This window comes from Deltaproteobacteria bacterium, assembly GCA_016180855.1.
Lineage (GTDB): Bacteria > UBA10199 > UBA10199 > JACPAL01 > JACPAL01 > JACPAL01.
Genome location: JACPAL010000010.1, coordinates 181,568 through 207,442, shown reverse-complemented (window position 1 = coordinate 207,442; position 25,875 = coordinate 181,568). Strand labels below are relative to the sequence as shown.

At 51.5% G+C, this 25,875-nt stretch carries 29 protein-coding genes; 15 read left to right on the top strand and 14 right to left on the bottom strand.

Features of this window, described 5'->3' with window-relative positions:
• Positions 1–15: 15 nt before the first annotated feature.
• The 6 genes from HYT77_06395 (at position 16) to HYT77_06370 (ending at position 5,320) form a co-directional block, all read left to right on the top strand.
• The gene (locus tag HYT77_06395; protein MBI2067621.1) at positions 16–813 is read left to right on the top strand and encodes a hypothetical protein; all 798 of its coding nucleotides are present in this window, start codon (positions 16–18) and stop codon (positions 811–813) included.
• A gap of 90 nt (positions 814–903) precedes the next feature.
• Positions 904–1,947, top strand: a complete 1,044-nt coding sequence (locus HYT77_06390; GenBank protein MBI2067620.1) for a phosphoribosylformylglycinamidine cyclo-ligase — start codon at positions 904–906, stop codon at positions 1,945–1,947.
• The gene (gene purN, locus HYT77_06385; GenBank protein ID MBI2067619.1) at positions 1,944–2,558 is read left to right on the top strand and encodes a phosphoribosylglycinamide formyltransferase; all 615 of its coding nucleotides are present in this window, start codon (positions 1,944–1,946) and stop codon (positions 2,556–2,558) included. Before HYT77_06390 ends, purN begins: the two co-directional genes overlap by 4 nt.
• Before the next feature lie 43 nt (positions 2,559–2,601).
• Positions 2,602–3,189: a hypothetical protein gene (locus tag HYT77_06380; protein MBI2067618.1), complete on the top strand. Its 588-nt coding sequence runs from the start codon at positions 2,602–2,604 to the stop codon at positions 3,187–3,189.
• Between the two features lie 12 nt (positions 3,190–3,201).
• Positions 3,202–3,879, top strand: a complete 678-nt coding sequence (locus HYT77_06375) for a metal-dependent hydrolase (GenBank protein MBI2067617.1) — start codon at positions 3,202–3,204, stop codon at positions 3,877–3,879.
• 13 nt (positions 3,880–3,892) lie between these two features.
• The gene (locus HYT77_06370) at positions 3,893–5,320 is read left to right on the top strand and encodes a hypothetical protein (GenBank protein MBI2067616.1); all 1,428 of its coding nucleotides are present in this window, start codon (positions 3,893–3,895) and stop codon (positions 5,318–5,320) included.
• On the opposite strand, the gene HYT77_06365 is transcribed toward HYT77_06370, so the two are convergent.
• Positions 5,307–5,915, bottom strand: a complete 609-nt coding sequence (locus tag HYT77_06365; GenBank protein ID MBI2067615.1) for a ribonuclease HII — start codon at positions 5,913–5,915, stop codon at positions 5,307–5,309. The genes HYT77_06370 and HYT77_06365 overlap by 14 nt on opposite strands.
• Positions 5,872–6,261, bottom strand: a complete 390-nt coding sequence (gene rplS / locus HYT77_06360) for a 50S ribosomal protein L19 (GenBank protein ID MBI2067614.1) — start codon at positions 6,259–6,261, stop codon at positions 5,872–5,874. Before rplS ends, HYT77_06365 begins: the two co-directional genes overlap by 44 nt.
• A 148-nt stretch (positions 6,262–6,409) precedes the next feature.
• Between rplS and HYT77_06355 the strand changes: the two genes are divergently transcribed.
• A complete protein-coding gene (locus HYT77_06355) occupies positions 6,410–7,099 on the top strand; it encodes a hypothetical protein (protein ID MBI2067613.1) in 690 nt (229 codons plus the stop codon).
• A gap of 48 nt (positions 7,100–7,147) precedes the next feature.
• Here HYT77_06355 and HYT77_06350 read toward each other — a convergent pair whose 3' ends face one another.
• The 5 genes from HYT77_06350 to HYT77_06330 form a co-directional block, all read right to left on the bottom strand.
• Positions 7,148–7,417, bottom strand: a complete 270-nt coding sequence (locus HYT77_06350; protein ID MBI2067612.1) for a type II toxin-antitoxin system RelE/ParE family toxin — start codon at positions 7,415–7,417, stop codon at positions 7,148–7,150.
• Between the two features lie 244 nt (positions 7,418–7,661).
• Complete coding sequence (locus HYT77_06345) at positions 7,662–8,723, bottom strand: AI-2E family transporter (GenBank protein MBI2067611.1); 1,062 nt, start codon at positions 8,721–8,723, stop codon at positions 7,662–7,664.
• Positions 8,720–9,886 carry an MFS transporter gene (locus HYT77_06340; GenBank protein MBI2067610.1) on the bottom strand — a complete coding sequence of 389 codons (1,167 nt, stop codon included), beginning with the start codon at positions 9,884–9,886 and terminating at the stop codon, positions 8,720–8,722. The genes HYT77_06345 and HYT77_06340 overlap by 4 nt, the downstream gene beginning before the upstream one ends.
• Entirely contained in the window at positions 9,883–10,821 is a 939-nt protein-coding gene (locus tag HYT77_06335; GenBank protein ID MBI2067609.1) for a cation transporter, read from the bottom strand. The genes HYT77_06340 and HYT77_06335 overlap by 4 nt, the downstream gene beginning before the upstream one ends.
• A 49-nt stretch (positions 10,822–10,870) precedes the next feature.
• A complete protein-coding gene (locus HYT77_06330) occupies positions 10,871–11,902 on the bottom strand; it encodes a 6-phosphofructokinase (protein MBI2067608.1) in 1,032 nt (343 codons plus the stop codon).
• 143 nt (positions 11,903–12,045) lie between these two features.
• On the opposite strand from HYT77_06330, the gene HYT77_06325 reads away from it, so the two are divergent.
• From HYT77_06325 to HYT77_06315, 3 genes are read left to right on the top strand one after another with little or no spacing between them, the layout of a single operon-like run.
• Positions 12,046–12,642 carry an LOG family protein gene (locus HYT77_06325; GenBank protein MBI2067607.1) on the top strand — a complete coding sequence of 199 codons (597 nt, stop codon included), beginning with the start codon at positions 12,046–12,048 and terminating at the stop codon, positions 12,640–12,642.
• Positions 12,643–12,670: 28 nt separating this feature from the next.
• Positions 12,671–12,940: a hypothetical protein gene (locus HYT77_06320; protein ID MBI2067606.1), complete on the top strand. Its 270-nt coding sequence runs from the start codon at positions 12,671–12,673 to the stop codon at positions 12,938–12,940.
• Positions 12,941–12,974: 34 nt separating this feature from the next.
• Positions 12,975–15,425, top strand: a complete 2,451-nt coding sequence (locus HYT77_06315) for a PBP1A family penicillin-binding protein (GenBank protein ID MBI2067605.1) — start codon at positions 12,975–12,977, stop codon at positions 15,423–15,425.
• Between the two features lie 8 nt (positions 15,426–15,433).
• Here the strand turns inward: HYT77_06315 and HYT77_06310 are convergent, their stop codons facing one another.
• The 4 genes from HYT77_06310 to HYT77_06295 form a co-directional block, all read right to left on the bottom strand.
• Positions 15,434–15,625: a hypothetical protein gene (locus HYT77_06310; GenBank protein ID MBI2067604.1), complete on the bottom strand. Its 192-nt coding sequence runs from the start codon at positions 15,623–15,625 to the stop codon at positions 15,434–15,436.
• 343 nt (positions 15,626–15,968) lie between these two features.
• Complete coding sequence (locus tag HYT77_06305; protein ID MBI2067603.1) at positions 15,969–16,391, bottom strand: HEPN domain-containing protein; 423 nt, start codon at positions 16,389–16,391, stop codon at positions 15,969–15,971.
• Complete coding sequence (locus HYT77_06300; GenBank protein ID MBI2067602.1) at positions 16,384–16,917, bottom strand: helix-turn-helix domain-containing protein; 534 nt, start codon at positions 16,915–16,917, stop codon at positions 16,384–16,386. Before HYT77_06300 ends, HYT77_06305 begins: the two co-directional genes overlap by 8 nt.
• Positions 16,918–16,957: 40 nt before the next feature.
• A complete protein-coding gene (locus tag HYT77_06295) occupies positions 16,958–17,911 on the bottom strand; it encodes a histone deacetylase (GenBank protein MBI2067601.1) in 954 nt (317 codons plus the stop codon).
• Positions 17,912–17,967: 56 nt separating this feature from the next.
• On the opposite strand from HYT77_06295, the gene HYT77_06290 reads away from it, so the two are divergent.
• Together HYT77_06290 and tatC are read left to right on the top strand one after the other, a co-directional pair.
• The gene (locus HYT77_06290; protein ID MBI2067600.1) at positions 17,968–18,129 is read left to right on the top strand and encodes a twin-arginine translocase TatA/TatE family subunit; all 162 of its coding nucleotides are present in this window, start codon (positions 17,968–17,970) and stop codon (positions 18,127–18,129) included.
• Positions 18,122–18,838 carry a twin-arginine translocase subunit TatC gene (tatC, locus tag HYT77_06285; protein ID MBI2067599.1) on the top strand — a complete coding sequence of 239 codons (717 nt, stop codon included), beginning with the start codon at positions 18,122–18,124 and terminating at the stop codon, positions 18,836–18,838. The genes HYT77_06290 and tatC overlap by 8 nt, the downstream gene beginning before the upstream one ends.
• A gap of 56 nt (positions 18,839–18,894) precedes the next feature.
• On the opposite strand, the gene HYT77_06280 is transcribed toward tatC, so the two are convergent.
• Genes HYT77_06280 through HYT77_06270 form a run of 3 tightly spaced genes read right to left on the bottom strand, consistent with a single transcriptional unit; the run spans position 18,895 to position 22,315 of the window.
• A complete protein-coding gene (locus HYT77_06280) occupies positions 18,895–20,433 on the bottom strand; it encodes a methylmalonyl-CoA mutase (GenBank protein MBI2067598.1) in 1,539 nt (512 codons plus the stop codon).
• Positions 20,430–20,828, bottom strand: coding sequence for a biotin/lipoyl-binding protein (locus tag HYT77_06275; protein ID MBI2067597.1), 399 nt, complete (start codon positions 20,826–20,828; stop codon positions 20,430–20,432). The genes HYT77_06280 and HYT77_06275 overlap by 4 nt, the downstream gene beginning before the upstream one ends.
• Positions 20,825–22,315 (bottom strand): acetyl-CoA carboxylase biotin carboxylase subunit, encoded by a 1,491-nt coding sequence (locus HYT77_06270; GenBank protein ID MBI2067596.1) that lies wholly within the window; start codon positions 22,313–22,315, stop codon positions 20,825–20,827. Before HYT77_06270 ends, HYT77_06275 begins: the two co-directional genes overlap by 4 nt.
• A gap of 255 nt (positions 22,316–22,570) precedes the next feature.
• Here HYT77_06270 and mdh point away from each other — a divergent pair, with 255 nt between their 5' ends.
• From mdh to sdhA, 3 genes are read left to right on the top strand one after another with little or no spacing between them, the layout of a single operon-like run.
• On the top strand, positions 22,571–23,500 hold the full coding sequence (mdh, locus tag HYT77_06265; GenBank protein ID MBI2067595.1) for a malate dehydrogenase: 930 nt from the start codon (positions 22,571–22,573) through the stop codon (positions 23,498–23,500).
• Between the two features lie 3 nt (positions 23,501–23,503).
• Complete coding sequence (locus HYT77_06260) at positions 23,504–24,115, top strand: succinate dehydrogenase (protein MBI2067594.1); 612 nt, start codon at positions 23,504–23,506, stop codon at positions 24,113–24,115.
• Positions 24,112–25,863 carry a succinate dehydrogenase flavoprotein subunit gene (sdhA, locus tag HYT77_06255; GenBank protein MBI2067593.1) on the top strand — a complete coding sequence of 584 codons (1,752 nt, stop codon included), beginning with the start codon at positions 24,112–24,114 and terminating at the stop codon, positions 25,861–25,863. The genes HYT77_06260 and sdhA overlap by 4 nt, the downstream gene beginning before the upstream one ends.
• The last annotated feature ends 12 nt before the right edge of the window (positions 25,864–25,875 follow it).

The window sequence follows — 25,875 nt, the reverse complement described above, 5'->3', positions numbered from 1 at the left end:
GGACAGGGGGGCGATGTGACGTTTACGGGGACATTCACGCCACCGACGGCGGGTGCTGTGGGGGGAGAATGTACGACTGAGAGGCCGTGTGCCTCCGGGAGCGGATTGGTCTGTGTGCAGGGGAGATGTGTGACACCGGGGTCAGGTGCCGGGTCTGAGATCTGCGGGGATCTGCTCTGCAACGGCTCGGAGTCACCGACGAACTGTCCGTCGGATTGCGGGAGTGTTGCCGGGGGAGGTGGTTATTGTGGTGACGGGACCTGTCAGGCGGCCAGAGGGGAGACAACAACGACCTGTGCGAGTGATTGTTCTTCGCAACAGCAACAACAGCAATCTGTTAATCTTCCGTCGACCTTTACGGTGACGAGGGGTGCCATATCTGCCAGCACATGTAGTTTCTTAGATGTTAGTGATGCCGGCGGTACTGATTCAATGACTATTTCGAGTCAGTCAGGAAGTGGCTTTTCGGCTTCATTGCCAATTTCCGATCCCTTGTTTGAATCCTATAATGTAACAGTGCCTTTAATGGGGATCATTGATACCACCACCGGTGGTGGCACCAAGTCATCGATGACTTGGTCTGTCTCAACCAGCAGATCTTATACAAGCGGTGCCGGTTGTACCTTTACCTATGTACAAGGTCTTCAAGGGAATCTCTCCCCATTTAGTTGTACTGCCTTCGTGGAGACATTGACGGTTGCTGCGGAGGACGAGCTAAACGACTGTGACGGTGTGCCGGGGATTGGTATTGGTGATAACGAGCTCGGTACCTCCTGTACGGTGACCTATGGGAGCGCAACCTGCAGCCAGTAGTCTCTCACCCATTCTAGTGTTCGAGGAGACCTGTTAGCTTTTCATTTGACTCCCTTTAGGCTTAAGGGCTAATCACTGCGTCGATCAAAAGTGGCTTACCCAACAACAACTTACAAAGAATCCGGCGTTGATATCGACATCGCTGACCTTTTTATCCAGCGGATTAAACCGCTCGTCAAAAAGACCGAACGCCCCGGCGTCTTGGGGGGGATTGGCCACTTCGCCGGACTCTTCGTCCCTGATCTCAAAAAATATAACAACCCTGTCCTTTGTGCCTCAACCGATGGCGTCGGGACGAAGCTCAAGGTCGCTATTGAGATGAAGAGCCTGAAGGGATTAGGCCAGGACCTCGTCGCGATGAACGCCAACGATATCCTCTGTCTTGGGGCTGATCCGCTCTTCTTCCTTGACTACTATGCGACAGGTCATCTGGACCCCGACGAAGCAGTGCAAGTGGTTCAGGGGATGACTGAGGCCTGCCGCACGATCGGCTGTTCTGTTCTGGGCGGTGAGACCGCCGAGATGCCGTCCGTCTACCAAAAGGGGGACTTTGACCTCGCCGGATTTATCGTCGGTATTGTAAACAGGGGGAACATTATCGATGGAAGCCAAATCGCCCCCGGAGATGAACTGATCGGACTCGCCTCCTCCGGTCCCCATTCGAACGGTTTTTCGCTTATCCGTAAAATCATTGCCGATCGGAAATTGTCACTTAAAAAAACCTACCCTCCCCTCACACGACCGCTCGGTGACGTTCTGCTTGAACCGACACGACTCTACGGGCCGCTTCTGGAATCATTTAAAAACGAATTTGCCCTGAAAGGGATCGTCCATATTACGGGCGGCGGGCTCGAAAATATTGTCCGCATTCTCCCGCACGGGTGTCAGGTCATTGTTGAGAGAAAGGCCTGGCCAACTCCACCAATCTTCGACCTCCTCAAGGAATGGGGAAATCTCACCGATCAGGAGATGGAGCGCGTCTTAAATCTTGGCATCGGTCTCGTAATGATCGTCTCCCCTGCCGATGTTGATCCAATTCTTTTAAAACTCCGTGGACAAGGTGAAAAGGCCTGGAGGATCGGGCGTATCGCCTCTCGTCCGAGCAACGAATCGGCCCTGAAGGTCCATCGATGAACGTCGCCGTCCTGATCTCAGGCGAAGGGACCAACCTGCAGGCGATTCTTGATTATGAGAAAGAGTGGCATCAACACAGCCCCTGTCCCTTTCATGTAGCCCTCGTGCTGAGCAATCGAAAAGAGGCTCTCGGTTTGAGAAGGGCCTCCGATTACAAAGTGCCGACGGTCGTCGTTGATCCCAAGGAGTTTCAAAGTCGTGAATCGTTCGATGAGGCGCTCATCCATCATCTCGAACAACATCAAATCAAGCTGGTCGTACTGGCTGGTTTCATGAGAATCCTGACTCCGTTGTTTGTCCGAAAATATTATGGGCGTCTTTTGAATATCCACCCCGCCCTCCTCCCTCAATTTCCGGGGACCGATGCGATCCAGAACGCCCTCAAGGCGGGGGTCAAAAAGACCGGCGCGACCGTCCACTTTGTCGATGAGGGGGTCGACACGGGCCCCATCATCAAACAGGAAGTGGTCCCGGTTGAACAAAACGATTCCCTCGAAACGCTCTCACAAAAAATTCACTCGGTTGAACACCGGCTCTACCCCGAGGTGATTCGTCTTTTTGGAGAGGGAAAAATTCACTTGAGAGGACGAAACGTAAGGGTTGACGCTTGAGAACACACAAGCTACTAAAGCGGACGTAAAAGGAGTTTCTCTTATGAATCGGAAGTTTGCTTTTCTCGTAACCGTTGTCGTTTTTTCCCTTGCAGCAAGAATCACGGAGGCCCGACAAGGTTTTTCAATCGGTCTGGGACCGATTGGCAATATCTTCCTCGTTGACACCATCCCCGTCCTGGACCCAGGCATCGGTGGCCATATGTTCTTTCAATACCGGTTTCACGAGCAGGTCGCCTTCCAGACCTCTTTTCTCATGACAACGCAGGATGGTGACGAAGACCCGAACAGCGCTGGCAAAAATGATACCGGTATTCTCTTCCTCGGCATGCCCGTGATGGACATCAAATTTTATCTGCTCCAGGGAGAACCACGGTTTGACCCCTATTTGGGTACCGGACTTGGCATCTACTGGCTGACCGAAGGCCGTTTTCAGGCGAACAATACCGGAGGGGTCGGATTGGGGACACAGATTGATGTCGGCTTTGATTATTACCTGACCGAAATCATCTCGTTTGGTTTTGAAGGGGTATTCCGCTCGGTGGCCTTGATCACCGATCTCGGAACGCCCTCTGCCAGCGGGGCTGAATTCCCCTACAGCCTGACGGGAAATGTAGCTTTTCACTTTTAATAAGGAGGCACTATGTTGAAATTAACTTACTTCGGCCATTCCAACTTCCTTGTGGAAGGAAGCAAGGGGAAGATAATCATCGATCCGTTTTTCCGCGGCAACCCGCATGTTCGTGTCAGTCCTAATGAAATTATCTGCAACGCCGTGCTCGTCACCCACGCTCACCAGGATCATCTGGGAGATGCCGTAGAAATCTCCAAGAAGAACCACGCCCCCATTATAGGGGTCTATGAGCTTGTGCAAAACTGCCTGAAGCAGGAGGCGTCCGGCCATGGAATGAACATTGGCGGGAGCTTCCGATTCGAGTTTGGTGAGGTCACCTTGACACCGGCCCTTCACAGTTCCGGGTGCGCCGATGGCACTTACGGCGGCTCTCCCTGCGGTTTTGTCATCAAAATGGACCACCGTACCCTCTATCACGCAGGCGACACCGGTCTCTCCCTTGAGATGAATTTGATTGCCGAAATGCATAATATTGACGTCGCGATCCTCCCGATCGGCGATAACTACACCATGGGACCGGCTGATGCGGCAAAGGCGGTCGAACTTCTAAAACCAAAACTCGTGATTCCAATGCATTACAACACCTTTCCGGAGATCAAGCAGGATCCGGCCGACTTTGAGGACAAGGTGGGCGATTTGGCACGAGTCAAAGTTATGGGGTTTGGAGAAACGTTCGAGTTACAGTAATTCTTGGAACTTTATGTCCCTTAACTTCTGTGACCTGCTCGTCCTGGGTGGTGATCTCTCCGGGGTCATCGCCGCAACCCTGCTCGCCAAACGGGGAATGAATGTTCTCTTGATCGACGAGGAAGCGGACAATCCACACACCGCCAATCTGATCACGGCACTTGACTCAAGAGTCTTCAAAAGCCTCATCAGCAAGCTCATGATTCCAGAGTCCAGAATTCAGGTCGTGCAGGAGAACCGGGTGACCTGTCAATTAATTTATCCGCGACACCGTGTTGACCTTTCCTCTTCACGGGACCAACTCCTGAAGGAAATTGACCGCGAATTTTCAACAGAAAGGACCGTGTTCCTCGATTTTCTGACGGAGGTCGATTCTCTCCGGGAAAAGCATCTTGAGGCACTACTGGGCTTTCTTCCCATCGTAACCCACAAGGAGAAAAAGCAATTTTCCCAATGGGTACAGCAGATCCCGGATCAAACACTCAAAAACCTCTGGCAAAACATGTCTCCGGAACTTCAGTCTCTCTTGAAGCTCCAACTGCGTTTTCTTTCACGAGGCCCCCTGATCGAACCGCTCACCCTCCAACTGCTTCTTTATCTTTCTCCCGAAGGGTGCACCACCTTCTCAATTCGCGGCGGATTGAAAGAACTCAAAAAAATCTTCTTTGAACGGCTCGACTACTTCGGAGGAATGGTCCATCCACTGGCCGGCGATCAGTTTGAAATCCTGGCCAAGGGGCGGGAGATCCGCGCGGTCAAGATGGAGCGCCATGGTTTTCCGACCCGTTGCCGGTTCCTTCTGGGAAATATTGACTGTCAGAATTTTTACCGGCATCTCCCAACAAACCTCTGGTCCTTCCTTCCCAAACGAAGGGCCGAAAAGCTTGTTCCGGCCGAAGAGCAGTTCTTCATACAGTTTGAAGTAGAAAAAGAGGTTCTCCCTGAACCAATGAAGGAAAATCTGGTGATCATTGAGGACCCCGAAAAACCTTTGGAAGAACTGAATTACCTGGAATTGAACCTCTCACCTCGTTCACGAGTTGAGGGGGAGACCCTCCTCCTGACGGTCGGCTATCGGTTCTCCGGACAGAAAGAGAAGGGAAGGGATTTCTTTGAGTCCCTTCATCTCGAAATAGAGAAAAAACTTCGCGACCTCATTCCGTTTGCCGGTTCTTCGCTTCGTCGTATATTTCCGATGGCCGAATCAGAGGGCACACTCTTCCCCGACCAGGATAATTTCTCGCTCTTTCAGAGGCAGGCCTGCCAAAAGAGGATTTATCCTGCTTCGTCCGCCTCTCCCTTCCTGACACTTCCGTTCAAGAATGGAATTCTGCTCGGCCCTAACCTGCTCGATTGGATGGGAATGGAGGGGAAAATTCTGGGCGCGATGAAAGGGGTCGATCTGATCTGGGAGAAGGAATCAAAAATCAAGAAACATTGAACGTCTTGCGGTGGATCGGAGTGAGTCCGTAATTTCGGATCGCCTCCCGATGTTGGAGGGTCCCGTATCCTTTGTGTTTTTCAAAACCATATTGGGGATATTGTTTTGCAATCTCCCTCATCCACTGGTCTCGGCTTACCTTGGCAAGGATTGAGGCGGCGGCAATCACACGGCTTCTGGCATCCCCATGTACGAGTGATTCCTGGGGACAGCCAACAAGAAGTGGATGACGCCCATCAATTAAAAGATACTCGGGCTGACTTTTCAAGGTGACAACGGCCTTCTCCATGGCACGAAGAGAGGCCTGATGAATGTTGATCCGATCGATCTCGTCGGAGGAGAGAGAGGCAACCGACCAGGCGATCGCCTGTTCCATAATCTGCGGAGCTAAAAACTCCCTTTTGGCCGGTGTCAATTTTTTGGAATCATTCACTCCGGGGAGATCGGCCTCTTTTGGCAGAACGACAGCCGCGGCAAAGACAGGGCCGGCAAGACAACCGCGCCCCACCTCATCAACACCCGCAATCCGTAGCCAGCCGTGGGCGTAATACTCAAGATCCTTCTGAAGGAGAGCCTTCCACGACGCCTGATGCAATGGGACCCTCTTTTTCCTTAATTCTTGCCTTACGTCCTGAGCGGTCTCTTAAATAATAAAGTTTTGCTCGACGAACCTTTCCCTGGGTCATCACTTCAATCCTTTGAACAAGAGGAGAGTGGAGCGGGAAGATCCTCTCCACACCAACTCCATAAGAAACCTTTCTGACGGTAAATGTTGCCTCCCGGCCATGTCCCTTTCGCGCGAGAACAACACCCTCAAAGACCTGGATCCTCTCCTTCTCCCCCTCTTTGATCTTGCAGTGGACGCGAACCGTGTCTCCAGGTCGAAACTCCGGGAGCCCTTTTTTAAGCCCCTCCTGGCGAATTTTATCCATCAAATTCATAGGATGGCGCGTGTATCAAACGTCCCCACAAAAGACAAGGCTTAAAAAATGGGTAAGTCCACTATTTATTAACCTTTTTTAGCTAGCAATTATTTCTCTACAAAGACGAAAAGCGAATGAACAAGGTCAATCCATTAAGGAGGATACCATGACACCTAAATCTGTTTTTTCAGCAGTGGGATTTGCGATCACCCTAACTGGTTGCCTCATGAGGGATGTCAAAAAGGGGGAACAACGAGGGCTCAACTCCCCTCCAGTTGGGAAAAAAGCAACCGCTGGTTTTGAAGATTGTTCGGGACTCCCTACGGCAATCTGTGCCCAGACCCGTAATATAGAGAGCATGAGGGACCATGAATCTCGTGGTGTCAATTTAAGACTTACAGACAAAAAAACCTTTGAATTATGTGTTGAGTTGGAGCCCGAGGAAGGAGTCGCAGGGGGCACATACTGTGATCCAGTGACTCATGAGGATTTTGATGCCTATTTGTCACCTTTAAAAGATGTGATGGACCCTGATAAGACCGTGGAGGGTTACGGTTGCGTCATTGGTGAATGGCCGGTTCGTCAAAGAATTCAAATTAATATCAACGATTATGGAAGGGTTCAACTCTGTGGAAACTATCCGACGGGCGGCATTATCCCTGGGTGGGCGGAATATTGTGAGGATGTCAGCGAGCGAAATCCAGAAGCTGCCAAAGCAATGCACCAACAGATTTCAGGAATGATTGTTTATGCCGAGACTTGTCTTGAGAAGATGATAAGACACGACGCATGCCTCCAAGCAGAATCTCTATATAGAAAATCGGGCCCACCTCAATATTTGTTTTTCAGTAAATAGCACTTCGATTCCTAAATTCCACAAACGTCTACTCAACACGTTGCCTGATCAAGCATACACTTCTTTCCGATCTCCAATGGTGATCACCAGTACCGTTCTTTTTTCATGATAACATTCATAAAGGATGCGGTAGTCGCCATGACGAAGCGAATAAATTCCCTTCTTATCTCCATGCAGGGCCTTGCCTAGATAAGGGTCATGTGCCAACGCGTCTATTTTTAGCTCGATCTGTTTTATAATCTTTGGCTGAGACTTGGCAAGCTTCTTGAGATCCATGATCGCACCACGATCAAGAACAATCTCATAAGGAGAGGACACTCTGTTTTACCTTTTTCCATGAGATCGCCTTATTTTTTGCGAAATTTCGCCGGGCCTGTCTGATGCGGCGACTGAGCTGTGGCGTTTTAAGGTAACCGGCTTCTGCCAACAATTCTTGATATTCTTCCAAGGGGACAAGCACGACTGGTCGGTTAATAGTAATGGCACGATGTTGCATATGGATCAAATTAAACCAGATTCGTCAGTTTGATACAACCTTTTTCTCCTTGTGGGGGGTGGTACCCTAGGATCTCCCCGCGTATTCCTGCCGGTAGATCTGAATGAGTGAGAGAAACAGCGCCAACACGAGAGGCCCGAGAAAGACACCAATAAAACCGTAGTAGCTTAAGCCCCCCAGAATCGAGAAAAACAGGAAGACCGTGGGAAGCTTTGTCCTCTCACCAATGAAATACGGCTTGAGAAAATTATCGACCATGCTGATCACGAGAGTCCCCCAAAGAAAAAGGATCAATGCCTTGCCCCAGGAGCCTTCCATATAAAGGTAGAGGGAGGATGGAATCCAGATCATCGCCGCCCCCCCGAGGGGAACAAAGGCCAAAAAGGCAATAAGAAGCCCAAGGAAAAGAGGGTAAGGAACCCCCAAGATCCAAAAGGCAAGCCCGGAAAGGATCCCCTGCGTAATACCGGTCAAACCGACCCCCCGCACCACAGCGGAAAGGGTCTCTTCAATCCGACCCAGCACCGTCTCCTTGTGTTCGGAAGACATCGGGATCAGATCCTTGAAGACGTTCAGCATCGCCTCTCCATCCCTCAAAAAGAAAAAGAGGACAAAAACAGTAACGAGATAATCAAAAAGAAAAACGAGAAAATTCTTGGCCCCCTCCTGCATCTGTCTCACAATAATATTGGTCAAATTCTCAAAAAACCTAACCACGAGCGGAACAATCTCCACATTCAAAGCAGAAAGCTTTTCTTTGATCTGAAGAAAAAAACCGCCCACGGGCGATTCAAGAAGCTGCTGGATCTGTTCTTCATAACGGAGATCGCGAACCGAAGAGGCAATCCTCCCATAAAAATCGAGCGCCTCTCCAGCCAAGGTCCCGGAAAACAAAATCATCGGACCGGTGGTGATGCCGACCACCAGAAGGGTCATAATGAGGGAAGCCCAGTTTCGCCTCCCCCGAAAGAGCTTCAAAAAGAGACGATAGAGGGGATAAACCACAATGGCGAGAATGACCGCCCACAACATTGGAATGAGAACGAGATCAAAAATATGGACCAGATGGAGGGAGATCAGCGTCAGGAGTCCGAAGAAGACAACAATAGGGATCGTTTTTGGGTTCATGCCGGATTTTCCTTTTGCCTTACCAGAAAGAAGAACAAAAGAGAAGCAATAACCAGCGCAACGGCCGCCGTTCCAAATCCAAATCGATAGCCCCAACGGGCAATCAGAAAGCCGGAGAGTATCGGACCGGAAGCATGACCCGCATCCATGATCGTTCCAAAGACCCCGTGGGCCGCCCCATAATGTTCCTTCTGACAGACGTCCGTAATAAGAGCCGTTGTGGCAGAGGTCACAAAGGCAATCGTCATCCCAAAACAGACGACCAAAGCCGCCAGTGCCGCAAACGAGGTCTCCAGGGGAATCCTCCAGAGGACAAGCGCACCCGAGAAAAGCCCGATGATGATTTGCGGGTGACGCCCGAAACGATCAGAGATCCACCCCATCCCCGGCTTCATGAGAATAAGAGAGCCGGTCTGCAGACCGTAAAAAAGGCCTATTTGCCAATCCTCCAAATGAATCGACTTGGCGTAAATCGGGAGAAAGGCATCGACCGCTCCCAAGGCAAGGTACTGGATCGCCTCCGCAAGACTTGTCACCAACACGACACGATTTTGCCCCACCTCATAAAATCCGCGGAGCAGACGATTCCACAGTTCCTTCCAGTGAACGAAATCCTTTCGATCCGAAGGCCAACGAAGCGCAATGCCAAGTGCAAGGAGCCCCGCCAGAAGGCTTGCCGCAAAAGGGAACAGAAAACCTCCCCAAAAGAGGAGAAACCCGCCCAGCGAGCGACCCGCCATCGTCCCCAAATTGGTCATGGCGGTGTAGGATGAAAGTCGATTTCCACGTTGCTCCGGAGAGACAATATCCGAGACAAAGGCACGACCAACCGGACCCATCGTCGCAGTGCCCAAACCATGAAACAGGCGGAGGATGATAAGGGTCCCTGCCGAGTCGGCAAAAAAATAGAATCCCGGCAAACCGGCAGCAATCAGACAGGCAAAGACCATTAACGCCTTCCGGCCCAAGGCATCGGACAGTCCCCCCGCCAGAAATTTGCCGAACATCCCGGTGAGTGTCGAGGCGGCAACAACAAATCCGATTGCCTCCGGAGGTAACCCCAACTTCTGTGCATAGAGAGGAATGACCGGAAACCTGGAAAGATCGTAGGCGAGCCAGAAGAGAAAGCCTTGAAGGCAAATCTGAAAATAGCGATGCTTCACATCAAGTCCGTCTGATCCAATCCATGTCCTTCCGGATCGGCATGGATGGTGACATGCACATTCCCCATCTCGCGGCGAATCTCCCCAGCAATTCTCTCTTCCAGTTCATGAACCTGAAGAAAGGTGAGATCGCTCTTCATATCCAGATGAAACTGTAAAAATATCTTTGAGGAGGCCTGGCGCGATTTGAAATTATGTATCCCCACAATCTCCGGTTTGTATCTCATCACAATCTCCGTCACCTTTTGCCGAATCGAGGGATCAACCTCACGATCCATCAGTTCATCAACCGCCCGACGACCGAGGCAATGGGCCAGATAGCCGACGTAACAGGCCATGAGAAGACTGATCAGGGGATCCAGAAACCACCAGCCGGTCGTACGAATGAGAAGGAAAGAGACAAGAATTCCCCCGTAGGCATAAAGATCCATCGCGTAGTGAAGGGCATCTGTCTTGAGAACAACCGAACCGGTCTGGGCCGCCCGACGGTTCAAACGCCAGGTGAGCCAGAGACTGACCGCCGCCGAGACGAAAATAACAACCATTCCCCCTTCCAGATGGTCCGGCCTCACCCCCCTTAAGAGACGTTTTCCGGCCGAATAGACCAGAAAAATAACCGAACCTCCGATCAGGAGCGATTGAAACAGCGCCGCGATCGCCTCGGCCTTGCCATGACCAAATTTATGATCCTCATCCGCCGGACGCTCCGCCACCATCAGGGAAAAGAGATTGACGCTGGAGACAAAAAAATCGGCGAGCGAGTCGAGTGCCGAGGCAAAAAGCGCGAGGGCCCCGGTCCACCAGGCAGCAACCCCTTTGCCGATCGCAAGACTCAAAGCAGCAGCACAAGCGATTGACTTCGTCGGCGGCTCCTCGACGTACCACAGCAAGTACGCCTGCGTCGCGCCTCCTCGTCTGCCTCGGATCTTTCTCATTATTTTTGGAAGGCATCATCTTTCTATTACTTATGTGTAAGTCAGTAACTTACTCAAGGAAAAGTCTGACCGTTTCATAAAAAGCGGGGTCAACCTTCTTGACCCGACCGGCCATCTTTTTAATAGGAAGGGACGTTATCTTATCCCCCCGAATCACCGCCATCCGTCCAAATTCCCTTCGGTGAAGGGATTCAACCGCGTGAGCACCCAAGCGCGTCGCCAGAACGCGGTCAAAGGCGGTCGGTGTCCCACCCCGTTGAATGTGCCCGAGAACCGTAACCCTCACCTCGGAATCCATTCTCTTTCGGATCTCACTGGCCAGAAGTTCTCCAATGCCCCCCAGTTTCACATCACCATACTCGTCACGACTCAACGGGGTTCTGAGAATTTGTCCGTTTTCCAATTTGATCTGGGCATCCTCCGCCACAACAACAATCGAAAAATTGCATCCCCGCCGGGCCCGCTTCCCGATAATGGAACAAAGTGTCTTCATGGGGAAAACTTTCTCGGGGATCAAAACGGCATCCGCCCCTCCGGCAATGCCGGCGTAAGCGGCAATCCAGCCGGCATGACGCCCCATGACCTCGATAATCATAACCCGCTGATGGGACTCAGCGGTCGTGTGCAGACGATCGATCGCATTGGTGGCAATCTGAACGGCTGTATCAAAACCGATGGTGTAGTCAGTCCCCTGGGCATCATTGTCGATCGTCTTCGGAATTCCAAAGACAGGAATACCGGCCTTTGAAAGGGCCGCCGCGACATTGAGCGTCCCCTCCCCTCCTATAAAGACAAGCGCGTCAAACCGCCGTTGTTTGAAATTTTTAAGGCACCGCTTGAGACCGTTTTTGACCTTGAACGGGTTGACCCGTGATGAACCGAGGATCGTCCCGCCAAGCGGAAGGATGTTGGAGGTCCCATCAACCGTCAAGCGGATGACGTCGTTTTCGAGAAGCCCTTTCCAACCATGACGGATCCCGTAAACATCATCTCTTAAAGAAACCGCCCGGCGAACGACCGCACGAATGGCGGCGTTGAGCCCCGAACAGTCCCCCCCTCCAGTTAAAACCGCTATCTTCATAAGAGAGGGGGGTTTAGCAAAAATGTGGCACAAGTAAAAGAATATATGCTAGAGAGCCTTTCCTTAAAGGAGGATTTCAGAAACTCCCTTTAGACAAGGACGACGACGAATAAAGGAGTTTATGAAAGCCGACAATTATGGCCATGAAAATAAAGATTGGCGTCATGGGTTCCGCCACCGAAAAACTGACCCATAAACAGAAACAGAAGGCAATCGAGCTGGGACAGGCGATTGCCGACAAGGATTGCATTGTCATTACGGGGGCCTGCCCTGGTCTCCCCCATCTCGCTGCCAAGGGGGCCAAACAGAAGGGGGGGCTTGTGATCGGAATCTCCCCGGGTCTTTCTCTGGTCGAACATGTTCACAAATACGACGCCCCAACCAAGCACCACGATATCCTTATCTATACCGGCTCGGGTCTCATGGGACGGGAGGTCGTCAATATCCGCTCCTCCGACGTTGTCATCATTATTGGTGGAAGATCAGGAACCCTTGGGGAGTTTGCCATCGCCTATGATGAAGGGAAACTGATCGGCGTCCTTCAGGATACAGGTGGTATAGCGGATCAGATCGATGTCCTCCTCGACATTTGCCGTATCAAGGACACCGGTGCCAAGGTGATTACGGATACAGATCCCAAGAAGCTCGTTGCCCGATTGACAAAACTCTATCAAAAGGAGTTCAAGCGGCACGGGTCAATCTTCGATGATTATGAATCCAAGTCCTACCTGAGGGGCTGAACTTAAGGAATCGCTACAGGCGGGGAGAGTGAAGGGGGATTTGCGGGAGGAGGAGCTGGAGTCACGGCATCATCGGCCTCTTCTGGAGAGGGCAATTCTGGAGGGGAGACCTCCGGTGGTGTTACCTCCGATGGAACAGGGGGCAAAGCAGATGGCCGACTCTCAACCTCAGGGGCGGTTGAAAGAGCAGAAGGGATCTTTGTTTTTTCAAACCGACACCCCGTTACGGCCAAAATCAGAGAAAGAGAGGAAAGGAAAAGCAGGACCCTCATGGGCCCTCGCGGTATCCCGCGATTGACAAAGAATCAAGAGGAATTTTAAGCAGGAAGACCATGCCATCATTCACCGAAGGAATCGGTCGTTTTATCAAGATACTCGTAACCTTGTTCGGCCTCGCTGCATTTTGTCTCCTGACAGCAGCCGTTCTTATCTACCTCCACTATTCAAGGGATCTTCCTAAAATAGGCAACGTCACGGAATACCGCCCCCCTGTGGTCAGCGAGGTTTACGCCAAGGATGGGACAAAAATCGGGGAGTTCTGGAAAGAATGCCGATTTTTGGTCCCGTATGATCAGATTCCAAAACGGATTGTCGATGCCTTTGTCGCCAGCGAGGATGAAAGATTCTGGGAACACGGCGGTGTGGACCTTAAAAGTATCTTTCGGGCCTTTGTAGAAAATCTCCGGGCGGGCCATGTCGTTCAGGGGGGATCAACCATCACCCAGCAGGTCACACGCTCTCTCCTCCTGACGCGCGAGAAGTCGGTCGAAAGAAAAATCAAGGAGGCGCTTCTGGCAACCCAGCTTGAACAGAGTCTCAACAAGGAACAGATTCTCTACCTTTACTTAAACCAGATTTTCTTGGGAAACAGGGCCTACGGAGTCGTGGCGGCCGCCCGCAATTACTTTCATAAAACCCTGGCGGAACTGAACCTTGCAGAGATCGCTCTCATCGCCGGTCTGCCGTCGGCCCCTACAAATTTTTCGCCCCTCAACAACCAGGAACAGGCGAGAAAACGCCAAATTCATGTGCTCAGCCAGATGTATGAGAATGGTTACATCACCCGCACAGAGAGAGACGAGGCGCTCAGAGCAACACTCACGATCTATCGTCATGGAATAGACAAGGATTTTAACCTTCGGCAGGCCCCTTATTTCGTGGAGTTTATCCGCCAATGGATCATTGAAAAATATGGCGAAGAGTCCCTCTATCAGAGAGGCCTTCAGATCCAGACGTCGATTCGTCTGGAGTCGACACGTGCCGCTGAGCAAGCTCTGCGCCGTGGGTTAGAGCGAGTAGACCAGACAAAAGAGTTTCGGGGCCCACTGGACAGACTGAAAGAAAGTGAAATCGTCCCGTTTGCCGAAAAAGTCCAGGAAGAGATCCTGGCCGAAGGAGAGGACTTCTTTCTCTTCCCTGCCTCTGAAACGGAGGAGACTCAAAGGACTGTTCTTCAAGAGGGGCGTCTCTACCAAGGCGTTATCATCGGTCGGCAATCTGATGGTTCGATCGAAGTCTTGGTGGGACTTACGTCAGGGAAAATCTTCCCTCGTCAGGCAGGACGCGTCCAAAGCGTGAGAAAAGGGGAAGTCTACTGGCTTCGCAAGGAGGGGGATCATTTTCTCGTCGATCAGGAGCCGGAGATTGAAGGGGCCCTCTACTCTCTCAATCCTTTAACGGGCGAAATCGAGGCGATGGTTGGTGGCTACAGCTATAAAAGAAGTGAGTTTAACCGTGCCACACAGGCACTGAGGCAGCCGGGATCGGCCTTCAAGCCGATCGTCTACGCCGCCGCACTCGACAAGGGATACACCCCACAAACCGTGATCGTCGATGCCCCCGTCGTTTATCAGATCGGACAGGACGAATACTGGAACCCCAAAAATTATGGTGAGAAATACAGTGGTCCCATGTCGCTACGAACCGCCCTCACCCACTCAATTAACGTTATTGCCGTGAAAGTCTTGAACGAGATTGGTACCCATTATGCCGTCGCCTACGCACGTAAGCTCGGAATCACAACCCCGCTCGTCAAGTACCTCTCGTCGGCCCTCGGCTCCAATGACCTCACGCTCCAGGAACTGACGCTCGCGTATGGTACTTTTGTGGCAGGAGGGGTCAATCCTCAGGTGATCCCGATTCTGAAAATAACCGACGGGTCTGGAAACATCCTCCTGGAGAACAAGCCCCGCGAAGTGACACCTGAAATCCTGTTTAATCAAAAATCGGACGGCGATCCGGAACTGATTCGTGATGAACTGATCCGGCAAGCGGAGCCCTGGATTGAAAAAGATGAGATTGAACTCTCATCGGCAGAGAAAAAGATCCTGTACGGGGGTAGCATTCCGAGCGGCCACGTGCTGACCCCACAAACCGCCTTTATCATGCTCCATATGATGCAGGAGGTCGTTCAAAGAGGGACCGGGGCACGAGCCAGGGAGCTCGAACGCCCTGTCGCGGGAAAGACAGGAACGACCAACAACGAAACGGATGCCTGGTTTATCGCCGCAATCCCTGAATTAATTACCGGGGTCTGGATTGGCTACGACAGCAAGATAAAGATCGGCGAGAAGATGACGGGTGGGGTCATTGCCGCGCCGGTCTGGCTCGACTATATGAAGCAGGTCGCACCCCGATTTCCTATTCGGGAGTTTCATGTACCGTCTTTCGTGGATCTCTCACGCGCCGCGTTTGTCAAGAAAGCCCCCTCCCCCGAATCTCCTGTCTCACAAGAGAAGAAAAAGGGGGACCGAGCCGTCGATTTTCTGTTTGAGGATTTGTAAAGACGGCCTTAAGAGCGCTGGCTCTTTGGGGTGACATCAAAACCAAAGAAATCGTTACTGCCGCTATCAACAAATATCCAAGAAATCATGGTCAAGGGTAATCCAAGGACGAAAAAGAGCGTTTGCCAACCGTCATCTTCACCTCTTGCACGACGAACCCCATAGGCGAGATTCCAGAGAATGAACCACACACCAACCATAGCCGATGAAGTTCCTCTGTTAGATGATTGCCCTACTCGTAGGGTCGTTCTATATACCGGCCTACTTCTAAGGACTGCGGCAGCAACAAGACCGCTGCCCAAGGCTATAGAGGTACCGAAAAGGGCCCTGAAATCAAAATAAGTGTCTGAAGAGTACGACCCCCCTTCTACCGCTATGCCATTCCGCACTGTCTCTAAACCATTGGAATCTGAATTCCGATCCAAGGCCCAGATCCTTTGAGTAATTCCGTTAATAGCCATTTGAAACTCCTCTCTCTATTTGAAATTCAGAAAGATTATCGCCCCCCCCCCCGGAAATGTTTCTTCATTTTTTATGAAATTTTTATGGCTGTTTTGGGAGCTTTTTAGGTGAGGCTCCCTTCTGAAATACCTTTTTCGCCTGACTTACAAACTCTTCACAGTTTTGCTGCGCCAAGTCAGCCTCGTGGCGATCCGGCTCATCAGGAAATCCGTAGTCCCCTTCCAGCCTCACCTCAAAGAGATCGCTCAATACCTGATTGGTTTCCTGAGGAAAGATCCCTGTTTTAATATACTCTTCACGAAAGAGGTGGAGATTGCCCGAATGGGTACGCGCCTCCTTCCCTTTTTGCATAAGAAGGGCCTGAGTCGCATAAAAAGCCGAGTAATAAAAACGGTTAATAGCTCCCCGATAATCACTCATATCCAAAAGTGCCTTGGCAGAACGAAGTGCCTCTTCGGATTGGTTCATGCGGTAATGGGCCAACTTTTTTTCTTTTTCATCCATAGAGAGGAATCCCCTCCCTCTTGATTTTCTCGACTAAGAGAAAAGTTTTGAACGAAGGCTCTTCCCACTCTTGTTTAGACAAAATAAGAATCTGCAACAAAACCTCCTCTTCCAGACTGATCTGGCGAGCTTTTTCTAAAATTGCTTTCTTAAGAAAAGGCGGGCGAGAATGAAGAACCAGGAGCAGATCAATATCTGAATTCTCCCTAAAATCTCCACGAGCTTTGGACCCATACAAAATAACCTTCTCAACACCATTTTCTTTCCGAATCTCCTCAATAAACTTAAGCGTCGATTCTGCCTCACGGCCTGAGAGATGACGAAACAACGGGGAGGAGACAGGGGGCAAGCGATGAACAGGAGGTGGTTTCTTGATCCACTCTTCCAGTTGTTCCCGATGAAAACGCCAACTCCTCCCCAACTTGGAGGCTGGGACCTCCCCACGACGAACCTTCCGATAAAGCGTTATCGGTGCCACCCTTAGAAACCTGGCGGCCTCTTTGATCGTCATTATATTACTAGTCATACAAGTACTTTAATTGATCTTTATTGATCTTTCAAGATCTTTATAGCGCTATTTTTTCAAGACAAGCCTCGACGCTCTGGGCCAACCCCTCAAGGCTGTAACCACCCTCCAAGACCATCACGAGTCGGCCATTACAAGACTGCCTGGCAACCTCTAATATCTTGGAAGTCATCTCGGCAAATCCGGCAGCCGTGACATTCATACCACCGAGTGGATCGAGCCGATGGGCATCGTAGCCTGCAGAGATCAAAACAAGGTCTGGATGATAGTCCATGGAAGAAGGAATAATCTCTTTGTCAAAGGTGGTCAGATACTCCTCATCCCCCTCACTCCCACGAAAAGTGCAGTTGAGTGTGTACCCCTTCCCCTTTCCCTCCCCTTCCTCCTTCCGCGCACCGGTTCCCGGATAAAAAGGATATCGATGGGTTGAGATGTAGAAGACATCGTTCCGATTGTAAAAAGACCACTGCGTGCCATTGCCGTGATGCACATCGTAGTCGATGATCAACACCTTCTGGATTCCCGGTTTGCGAAGCGCATATTCGGCTGCAATGGCAACATTATTAAAAAGACAAAATCCCATTGCGCGTGCCCGTTCGGCGTGATGACCGGGAGGACGGACAAAGGCGAAGGCGTTTCGGGGAGGGAGTAAATGTGGGGATACCACCCAATCGACCGCCGTCAACATCCCCCCCACCGCCAGACAGGCTGCCTCCCAGGAGCTTGGGGAGACCAGCGTGTCGGGGTCAAGCTGCATCTCATGCCCAGCGGTTTTCTCTATTTTTTGGACGTACTCAAAGTCATGAACGAGTGAAATCTCTTCCCGAGTCGCCATCCGGGGTTCGAGGCGAGTCAGCAATTTTCCAACCGGCTTTTCATCCAGAACTTTTTTGATCGCCCTCAACCGCTCCGGTCGCTCCGGGTGCCAAAGGCCCGTATGGTGCAACAGGTAGCGTTCATCCCAAATGACAGCCGTTTCATTCACCCGGCCCATAATATACAGGCAAGGACGTATTGCAATACGCCCCTTCTTCCCTGTATAGAGCGGTTATGTTCGGTCTCGGAACAGGAGAACTGCTCGTCGTTTTGGCACTGGCTCTTATTTTTATCGGACCGGAGAAAATCCCGTCAATCGCTACACAGCTGGGACGGGCCATCCGTAAATTCAGACAATCGATCGACGAGATCAAATCGGATCTAAAAGATGTCTGAGAAGAAACTATCACTGACGGCGCATTTAATCGAGCTCCGAATCCGCCTGATCCGCTCTTTCATTGCCTTGGGAGCCGGCGTGGCCGGTTCCCTCTACTTCTCCAAAGAGATATTCAGCTGGCTGCAAAAACCGCTTCTTGATGTTCTGCCCTCCAACTCCTCTTTCATTACAACCAATCCGGTCGAGCCGATGATCATTTATCTCAAGGTCTCGCTCCTGGCGGGTCTTTTTTTAAGCTCCCCCTTTATTTTCTACCAGCTGTGGCGGTTTATCTCTCCGGGGCTTTTCCCGGGTGAAAAAAAAATCGCCTTCTCGTTCGTCCTTTTTTCAACCCTGTTTTTTGTCGGAGGAGCCCTCTTCGGCTACTTTGTGATCTTTCCAATCGGATTCCAGTTTTTTGTTGCACTTCTGGTGGGGACCGACATCCAGCTCCTCCCCCACATGAGGGAATACCTCGGATTCATCTCCAAAATGCTTTTGACCTTCGGACTCGTCTTTGAAATGCCGGTGCTTCTGACCCTTCTCGCCCGCATGGGACTCGTAACACGCGACCAACTGAAAAAGGCACGACGTTATGTCATCGTCTTGAGCTTCCTGATCGCCGGTCTCCTGACTCCCGGACCCGACGTCTTCTCCCAGCTCTTGCTCGCCCTGCCCCTGCTCGTCGGTGACGAATTTATTTACTCAGGACTAGTGCTGAGCGAGTAATTTTGTTGATTTTTTTGGCTTTGTATATACGTCATAGTCATTACGAGTCGAAGTATTTAGACTACAACATTTTCTTTATAGACTCCAAAAACCTTTCTCAATCGATCCGATATCTCACCAACGGTTGCCTTGGCCTTGACAGATTCGATCATCAAAGGGATCAAGTTATCATTCCCCTTGGCCGCCGTCTCGATCGCCTTTAAAGCTTGCTCTGCCTTTTTGGGATCTCGATCCGATCGAAACCGGGCAAGCTCCTTTTTCTTACGTTCTTCCAGTTGGGAGTCAATCCGCAGGATTTTAGGGGACTCCTCCTGTTCCAGACGAAACTGATTCACCCCCACCACAATCTGTTTCTTCTCTTCCACCTCCTTCTGGCAAAGATAGGCGGCATCCTGGATCTGCTTCTGGATAAAGCCGGTTTCAATCGCCCGAAGTGTTCCACCGATCGCATCGACCTTCCTCATCAACGCCAGTGCCTCTTTTTCAATCCGATCCGTCATCGCTTCAATCGCATAAGAACCGGCAACCGGATCTGCTGAATTTGCAATCCCCGATTCATGAGCCAGAATCTGCTGGGTCCGGAGGGCGATTCGCGCCGACTCTTCTGTGGGAAGTGCCAACGCCTCATCAAAAGAATTGGTATGGAGTGACTGGGTCCCTCCCAAAACGGCCGCCATCGCCTGAAGGGTCACACGAACGATATTATTGTGGGGCTGTTGAGCGGTAAGCGAACAACCAGCCGTTTGCGAATGAAACTTGAGCTTGCAGGATTCCTCCTTTTGCGCATTGAACTTCTCACGGACCAACCTGGCCCACAAGCGGCGGGCGGCCCGAAACTTTGCGATCTCTTCCAAAAAATCGTTATGAACCCCAAAAAAGAAGGAGATCTGCGGGGCAATATCATCCACAACCAGTCCCGCTTGCGTCGCTGCCCGAAGGTAAACGAGCCCATTCTGAAGCGTAAAGGCAACCTCCTGAACGGCAGTACAGCCAGCCTCCCGCATGTGGTAACCGGAAACACTGATCGCATTCCATTTGGGGGCCTGCTTCTGACAAAAGGTAAAAAGATCCGTAATAATACGGAGCGACGGGGAGGCGGGGTAGATGTAGGTCCCCCGCGCAATGTATTCCTTTAAAATATCATTTTGAACCGTCCCGCGCAGTTTGTCCCAGGAAATCCCGCGTCGATCCGCCACGGCCAGATAGAGGGCCAGAAGAATTGAGGCGGTTGCATTGATCGTCATAGAGGTGGAAACCTGGTCCAGAGGAATGCCGTCCAGGAGACGCCCCATGTCATCAACGGTATCAATTGCAACTCCGACTCGCCCAACCTCTCCACGTGCCATCAGATGATCCGAGTCATACCCCATCTGAGTTGGAAGATCGAAGGCGACCGAAAGTCCGGTCTGTCCATGGTCCAGAAGATACTTGAACCTCTGATTCGTCTCTTCCGCAGTCCCAAACCCGGCATACTGACGCATCGTCCAAAAACGCCCCCGGTACATCGTCTTGTGAATTCCACGGGTAAAGGGGAACTGTCCCGGATCATTCAGATCATTTTTGTAGTCCGTCATTCTCGGCTCCCAGGAGTTCATTCAATCCTCGCCAATACTTGCCCTGATTCAACACGGTCCCCAACAACCACATGAATTTTGACCACCCGACCGGATCGGGACGAAACAAGTTCGTTCTCCATCTTCATCGCTTCAACAACCAAGACCCCCTCCCCACTCCTGACCTCTTCCCCTTCCTTTTTTTTGATACCGATCACGCGTCCCGGCATCGGGGAAATAATCTCTGCAGACCCATTGGGCTCCTCACCATTTCCCTTTCCGGGAGAGTCACCCAAAAAGACAGGGATCGAGTGCCCCCCCACCTCGACGAGATACCCTTTTTTTCCGGATCTTACAAAAACTTCATAAGACAGGCCGTGAACCAGCAGAGAATAATGGCCAGGCCCCAACACCCGATAATCTTTCTCCTTCGTCATCGGAGCCCCTCACGCCGGCCTTCCCTCTTCCAGAAAGATTCCGGTTCAACCAAACCTGAACCAAGGGAGCGGGAGTGAGTTGCTTCATGCCGATGGATTTCAACAGAGAGCCGTGCAATCTCTTCGTAACCGGAATGGATCTCTTTTTTGAGCTCCCCCATCGATCTCTCCACAAATCCGGTATCGTAACGCCCCTTCTGAAAAACAGGATGAGACAAAAGCGCCTCATGAAAAAGGAGATTCGTCTTTACCCCAACGATCTGATATTCCCGGAGCGCCCTCTGCATCCGCAGAACGGCTTCATGACGATCGTTACCCCAGGTAATCAATTTGGCAATCATGGGGTCGTAATAAACGGAGATCTCGGATCCGGAATGAACGGCCGAGTCAACACGCACACCCGGTCCTTCCGGGTTTCTTAAATGGGTAATCTTGCCCGGAGACGGCATGAAATTGTTGTCGGGATCCTCGGCATAAATGCGACATTCCATGGAATGAATCCCCCTCGTCAGGGGGAGAGAGGTGAGGGCTTTTCCCGCAGCGACCTGTATTTGACTCCTCACGAGATCAATTCCCGTTACCTGTTCCGTCACGGGGTGTTCGACCTGAAGACGGGCATTCATCTCCAAAAAATAAAATTTCTGATTCTTATCGACTAAAAACTCGAGTGTTCCGGCATTTTCATACCTTGCCGCCCGGGCCAGTTTGACTGCCGCCTGGAAAAGCTTCTTTCGGGTCGCTGGTGTCACAAACGGTGAAGGAGACTCCTCAATGATCTTCTGGTGACGCCTCTGAATCGAGCATTCCCGCTCACCCAGAATAAAAACATTTCCCTTCCTGTCACCCAGGATCTGCACCTCAATATGGTGGGGCTCCTGAATATATTTTTCCAGATAGAGCGCCGGATCACCGAATGACTGTCTCGCCTCCGAAGAAGCAAGCTGAAAGGCCGATGTTATTTCGCCCGGCGCACTCACCTTTCTCATCCCCTTCCCCCCCCCACCCGCACGAGCCTTGAGCAACACGGGATATCCAAATTGTTCGGCAACCGTTTTTGCCTCTTCCGAATCCTTGAGTGGTTTCACCATCCCGGGAACCGTCGGAACCCGAACCTTGGCGGCCACCTGACGTGCTGCGATCTTGTCCCCGAGCATCCTCATGGAGCTGCCGGAGGGACCGATAAATTGTACGCCCGCCTTTTTACAGGCATCCGAGAAATCGGCATTCTCCGACAGAAAACCATAGCCGGGATGGATCGCCTCAGCTCCCGTTCTTCTCGCAACCTCCAGGATCTTCTCTTGTCTTAAATAGCTTTCAGAGGCCGGGGCCGGTCCCAAAAGATACGCCTCATCCGCCATCCGAACATGGAGTGCCTCGCGATCAATCTCGGAGAAAACCGCAACGGTTGATACTCCCAACTCACGACAGGCCCGGATAATTCGGACGGCAATCTCTCCCCGATTGGCAATGAGAATTTTTTTAAACACCGTTGGCTGTTCTAATCCGAGGCAGGTCGCTTTCGCAACCTGTTTGAAATGGGAATCTTTGATAACTCAAATTTTAGGGTGCCTCGAAAAACGGCCCAGATGCAAGGCGCCCGCAAGACCGCGACCGGAGCGTACTTTCAGGTACGTGAGGACGCGGATGAAGCGGGCAACACAGCAGATGGGTAGTTTTTAGAGGTGCCTAAATGACCTAAAACATGTTGCCATCCTGAGGCCACGGTAATAAGAGAGCCTCTCATGAAACGACCAAAAATCGCCTTGATTGGCGCCGGTCAGATCGGCGGTATCCTTGCACAATTAGCCGTTCAACGAGAATTGGGAGACGTTGTCCTCTTTGACGTCGTCGAGGGAGTTCCTCAAGGGAAGGCACTCGACCTCCAGGAGAGTGGTCCGGTCGACGGATTTGATGCCACCCTCCTTGGGACCAATGACTACAAGGACACCCAAGGGGCCGATGTCGTTATTGTGACGGCCGGACTTCCGAGAAAGCCGGGCATGAGCCGGGACGATCTCCTGACAAAAAATGTGGAGATCATGAAGAGCGTCGCCGCCAATATCAAGGAGTACTGTGGGAACGCCTTTGTCATTGTGATCTCCAATCCGCTCGATGCGATGGTCTACACAATGAAAAAGATCACCGGTTTTCCAAAGAATCGTGTCGTCGGGATGGCGGGTGTCCTGGATTCTTCACGTTTTCGAACTTTTGCGGCAATGGAGCTCGGAGTTTCCGTAGAGGATGTGACGGCCCTTGTCCTGGGGGGACACGGGGACGATATGGTTCCCCTTCCCCGCTATTGCACGGTCAACGGAATTCCGATTACCGAGATCCTTTCTCGAGAGAAGATAGAGGCGATCATCAAGAGAACCCAGATGGCGGGGGGAGAGATCGTCAATCTCTTAAAGACCGGTAGCGCCTTCTTTTCACCGGCCGCCTCGGCAATCAGCATGGCGGAATCCTACTTGAGAGATAAAAAAAGGGTACTCGCCTGTGCCGCCTTCCTGGAGGGTGAATACGGCGTGCAGGGTTATTACATGGGAGTCCCCGCCGTGATCGGCCGTGGTGGTGTCGAGCGGATCATCGAGATTAAACTGACCCCTGAAGAGAAGAAAATGTTTGACGCTAGTGTGGATCATGTGAAAAAGCTCGTCTCTCAGATTGTACTTTAACAAATGGTTCATCAACAATCTTTCCTGTTAAAGAGACTGATGTCGATTACCGGTATGTTGCCGGTCGGTGGTTTCCTGTTGCAACATCTCTTCTCAAACTCCTACGCCTTCATCTCTCCTGAGGCCTATAACGAGCATACCCGTTTTCTGGTCAGCCTGCCGATGGTTGTTCTTCTGGAGATCGGGATGATCTATCTACCGATTTTTTTGCATGCCGCCTTCGGGGTCGCCATCATTTACAGGGGACAGAATAATTTTGCGCAGTACAGCTATTTCCGCAACTGGATGTTCTTCCTGCAACGTTTGACCGGGATTCTCGCGTTAGTCTTCATTGCAACTCACTCCTATACGACCCGGATCAAGACAGGCCTTGCCGGAGAGGAGATGACTTTTGATACGATGACCCATATTCTGCAAAGGCCCGGCTGGTTCTGGTTTTATTGTGCTGGCGTTATTTCCGCCGTATTCCATTTTTCGAATGGCCTCTGGAGTTTTCTGGTCACCTGGGGCATTACAATCGGTCAAAAGGCACAACGAGTTAGTTCCGCGTTGACTATGGGGCTTTTTGTGCTGCTCACAATTTGGGGGATCAGCATTTTGTTACAATTTGTATGAGCAGACCTAAAATCATCATTGTTGGTGGCGGACTCGCAGGTCTCTCAGCCACCATTAAAGTGGCCGAGGCCGGATTTCCAGTTCAGCTCTTCTCCGTCGTCCCGGTTCGTCGCTCCCACTCGGTCTGCGCCCAGGGGGGAATCAATGCCGCTGTCAATACCAAGGGGGAGGGAGACTCTACCTGGCAGCATTTTGACGACTCAATTTATGGTGGCGATTTTCTCGCCAACCAGACCCCTGTCAAGAACATGTGCGAGGCGGCGCCTGGAATCATCTACATGCTCGATCGAATGGGGGTCATGTTCAACCGAACCCCGGAAGGTCTGATTGATTTCCGCCGTTTTGGCGGGACGCTTTTCAATCGGACCGCCTTCGCCGGGGCCACAACCGGCCAGCAACTTCTTTATGCCCTGGATGAACAGGTTCGCCGCTTTGAGGCCGAAGGGAAGGTGGAAAAATTTGAAGGATGGGAATTCCTGTCCCCTATTATGGACGACTCGCTCGTTTGTCGTGGCATGGTTGCAATCAACCTCAATACAATGGAGGTTCGTTCCTTTCGGGGCGATGCTGTTGTGATCTGCACAGGCGGGCCGGGGAGCCTCTTTGGCCGCTCCACCAATTCGACCATCTGTACGGGAAGTGCCGCCTCCATCTGCTATCAGAAGGGGGCGATCTATGCGAATGGCGAATTTGTGCAGGTCCATCCTACGGCGATCCCCGGAGAGGACAAGCTTCGCCTCATGTCAGAATCGATTCGGGGCGAGGGAGGCCGAATCTGGACCTACAAGGATGGAAAGCCGTGGTATTTTCTCGAAGAGTGGTATCCCAAGTACGGCAATCTGGTTCCACGCGATGTCGCCACACGTGCGATTTTCAAGGTCGTCTACGACCTGAAGCTCGGAGTCGATGGCAAACCCCAGGTCTATCTTGATGTCTCCCATCTCGATCCGGAGATGCTTCGCCGCAAGCTGGAGGGAGTTCTTGAAATTTACGAAAAATTTGTTGGTGACAACCCCAAGAAGGTGCCGATGCGGGTCTTTCCGGCCTATCACTATTCGATGGGAGGACTCTGGATTGATTTTGACCAGATGACGAATATCCCCGGCCTCTTCGCCGCCGGCGAGTCTGAATATCAGTATCATGGCGCCAATCGACTCGGCGCCAATTCCCTTATCTCCTGCATCTTTGGGGGGCTCATAACAGGTCCAAGTGTTGTCCGCTATATCAAGGGGCTTTCAAAATTCTCCGAGATCCTTGATGAAGACCTTTTCAAGAGAGCCACGCAAACAGAAAATGAAATGAATGAGTCCCTTTTAAAAAGGGAAAACGGCATCAACCCACACGCACTTCATGAAGAATTGGGTAACTGGATGACCGAAAACGTCACGGTTGTGCGGTACAATGACCGCCTGAGAAAGACGGACGAAAAGATCCAGGAGTTGCTGGAGAAATACCAGAAGATCTCCCTGCCAGACCGGGGTTCTTGGGCCAACAAGGAACTGCTCTTTGCAAGACAACTCTATAATATGCTACTTCTGGCCCGGGTTGTCACATTGGGGGCCTGGCGACGGAATGAGAGTCGTGGATCCCATTACAAACCGGACTTTCCGGACCGGGAGGATATGAATTGGCTCAAGACGACGAAGGCAAAGTTTGTCGGTGCCAATCAGGAGCCACAGTTTTCGTACGAAGAGGTTGACACCCAGTATATCAAACCGCGCCCGCGGCGGTACGACGCCTCTTCTTAAACAGGAATCGAC

Excerpts from the sequence above, each read along its gene's own strand:
- purN (MBI2067619.1), top strand. The coding sequence starts at position 1,944 with ATGAACGTCGCCGTCCTGATCTCAGGCGAAGGGACCAACCTGCAGGCG.
- HYT77_06380 (MBI2067618.1), top strand. The coding sequence starts at position 2,602 with ATGAATCGGAAGTTTGCTTTTCTCGTAACCGTTGTCGTTTTTTCCCTT.
- HYT77_06375 (MBI2067617.1), top strand. The coding sequence starts at position 3,202 with ATGTTGAAATTAACTTACTTCGGCCATTCCAACTTCCTTGTGGAAGGA.
- HYT77_06370 (MBI2067616.1), top strand. The coding sequence starts at position 3,893 with ATGTCCCTTAACTTCTGTGACCTGCTCGTCCTGGGTGGTGATCTCTCC.
- rplS (MBI2067614.1), bottom strand. The coding sequence starts at position 6,261 with ATGAATTTGATGGATAAAATTCGCCAGGAGGGGCTTAAAAAAGGGCTC.
- HYT77_06355 (MBI2067613.1), top strand. The coding sequence starts at position 6,410 with ATGACACCTAAATCTGTTTTTTCAGCAGTGGGATTTGCGATCACCCTA.
- HYT77_06345 (MBI2067611.1), bottom strand. The coding sequence starts at position 8,723 with ATGAACCCAAAAACGATCCCTATTGTTGTCTTCTTCGGACTCCTGACG.
- HYT77_06335 (MBI2067609.1), bottom strand. The coding sequence starts at position 10,821 with ATGAGAAAGATCCGAGGCAGACGAGGAGGCGCGACGCAGGCGTACTTG.
- HYT77_06330 (MBI2067608.1), bottom strand. The coding sequence starts at position 11,902 with ATGAAGATAGCGGTTTTAACTGGAGGGGGGGACTGTTCGGGGCTCAAC.
- HYT77_06325 (MBI2067607.1), top strand. The coding sequence starts at position 12,046 with ATGAAAATAAAGATTGGCGTCATGGGTTCCGCCACCGAAAAACTGACC.
- HYT77_06315 (MBI2067605.1), top strand. The coding sequence starts at position 12,975 with ATGCCATCATTCACCGAAGGAATCGGTCGTTTTATCAAGATACTCGTA.
- HYT77_06310 (MBI2067604.1), bottom strand. The coding sequence starts at position 15,625 with ATGGTTGGTGTGTGGTTCATTCTCTGGAATCTCGCCTATGGGGTTCGT.
- HYT77_06305 (MBI2067603.1), bottom strand. The coding sequence starts at position 16,391 with ATGGATGAAAAAGAAAAAAAGTTGGCCCATTACCGCATGAACCAATCC.
- HYT77_06300 (MBI2067602.1), bottom strand. The coding sequence starts at position 16,917 with ATGACTAGTAATATAATGACGATCAAAGAGGCCGCCAGGTTTCTAAGG.
- HYT77_06295 (MBI2067601.1), bottom strand. The coding sequence starts at position 17,911 with ATGGGCCGGGTGAATGAAACGGCTGTCATTTGGGATGAACGCTACCTG.
- HYT77_06290 (MBI2067600.1), top strand. The coding sequence starts at position 17,968 with ATGTTCGGTCTCGGAACAGGAGAACTGCTCGTCGTTTTGGCACTGGCT.
- tatC (MBI2067599.1), top strand. The coding sequence starts at position 18,122 with ATGTCTGAGAAGAAACTATCACTGACGGCGCATTTAATCGAGCTCCGA.
- HYT77_06280 (MBI2067598.1), bottom strand. The coding sequence starts at position 20,433 with ATGAACTCCTGGGAGCCGAGAATGACGGACTACAAAAATGATCTGAAT.
- HYT77_06275 (MBI2067597.1), bottom strand. The coding sequence starts at position 20,828 with ATGACGAAGGAGAAAGATTATCGGGTGTTGGGGCCTGGCCATTATTCT.
- mdh (MBI2067595.1), top strand. The coding sequence starts at position 22,571 with ATGAAACGACCAAAAATCGCCTTGATTGGCGCCGGTCAGATCGGCGGT.
- HYT77_06260 (MBI2067594.1), top strand. The coding sequence starts at position 23,504 with ATGGTTCATCAACAATCTTTCCTGTTAAAGAGACTGATGTCGATTACC.
- sdhA (MBI2067593.1), top strand. The coding sequence starts at position 24,112 with ATGAGCAGACCTAAAATCATCATTGTTGGTGGCGGACTCGCAGGTCTC.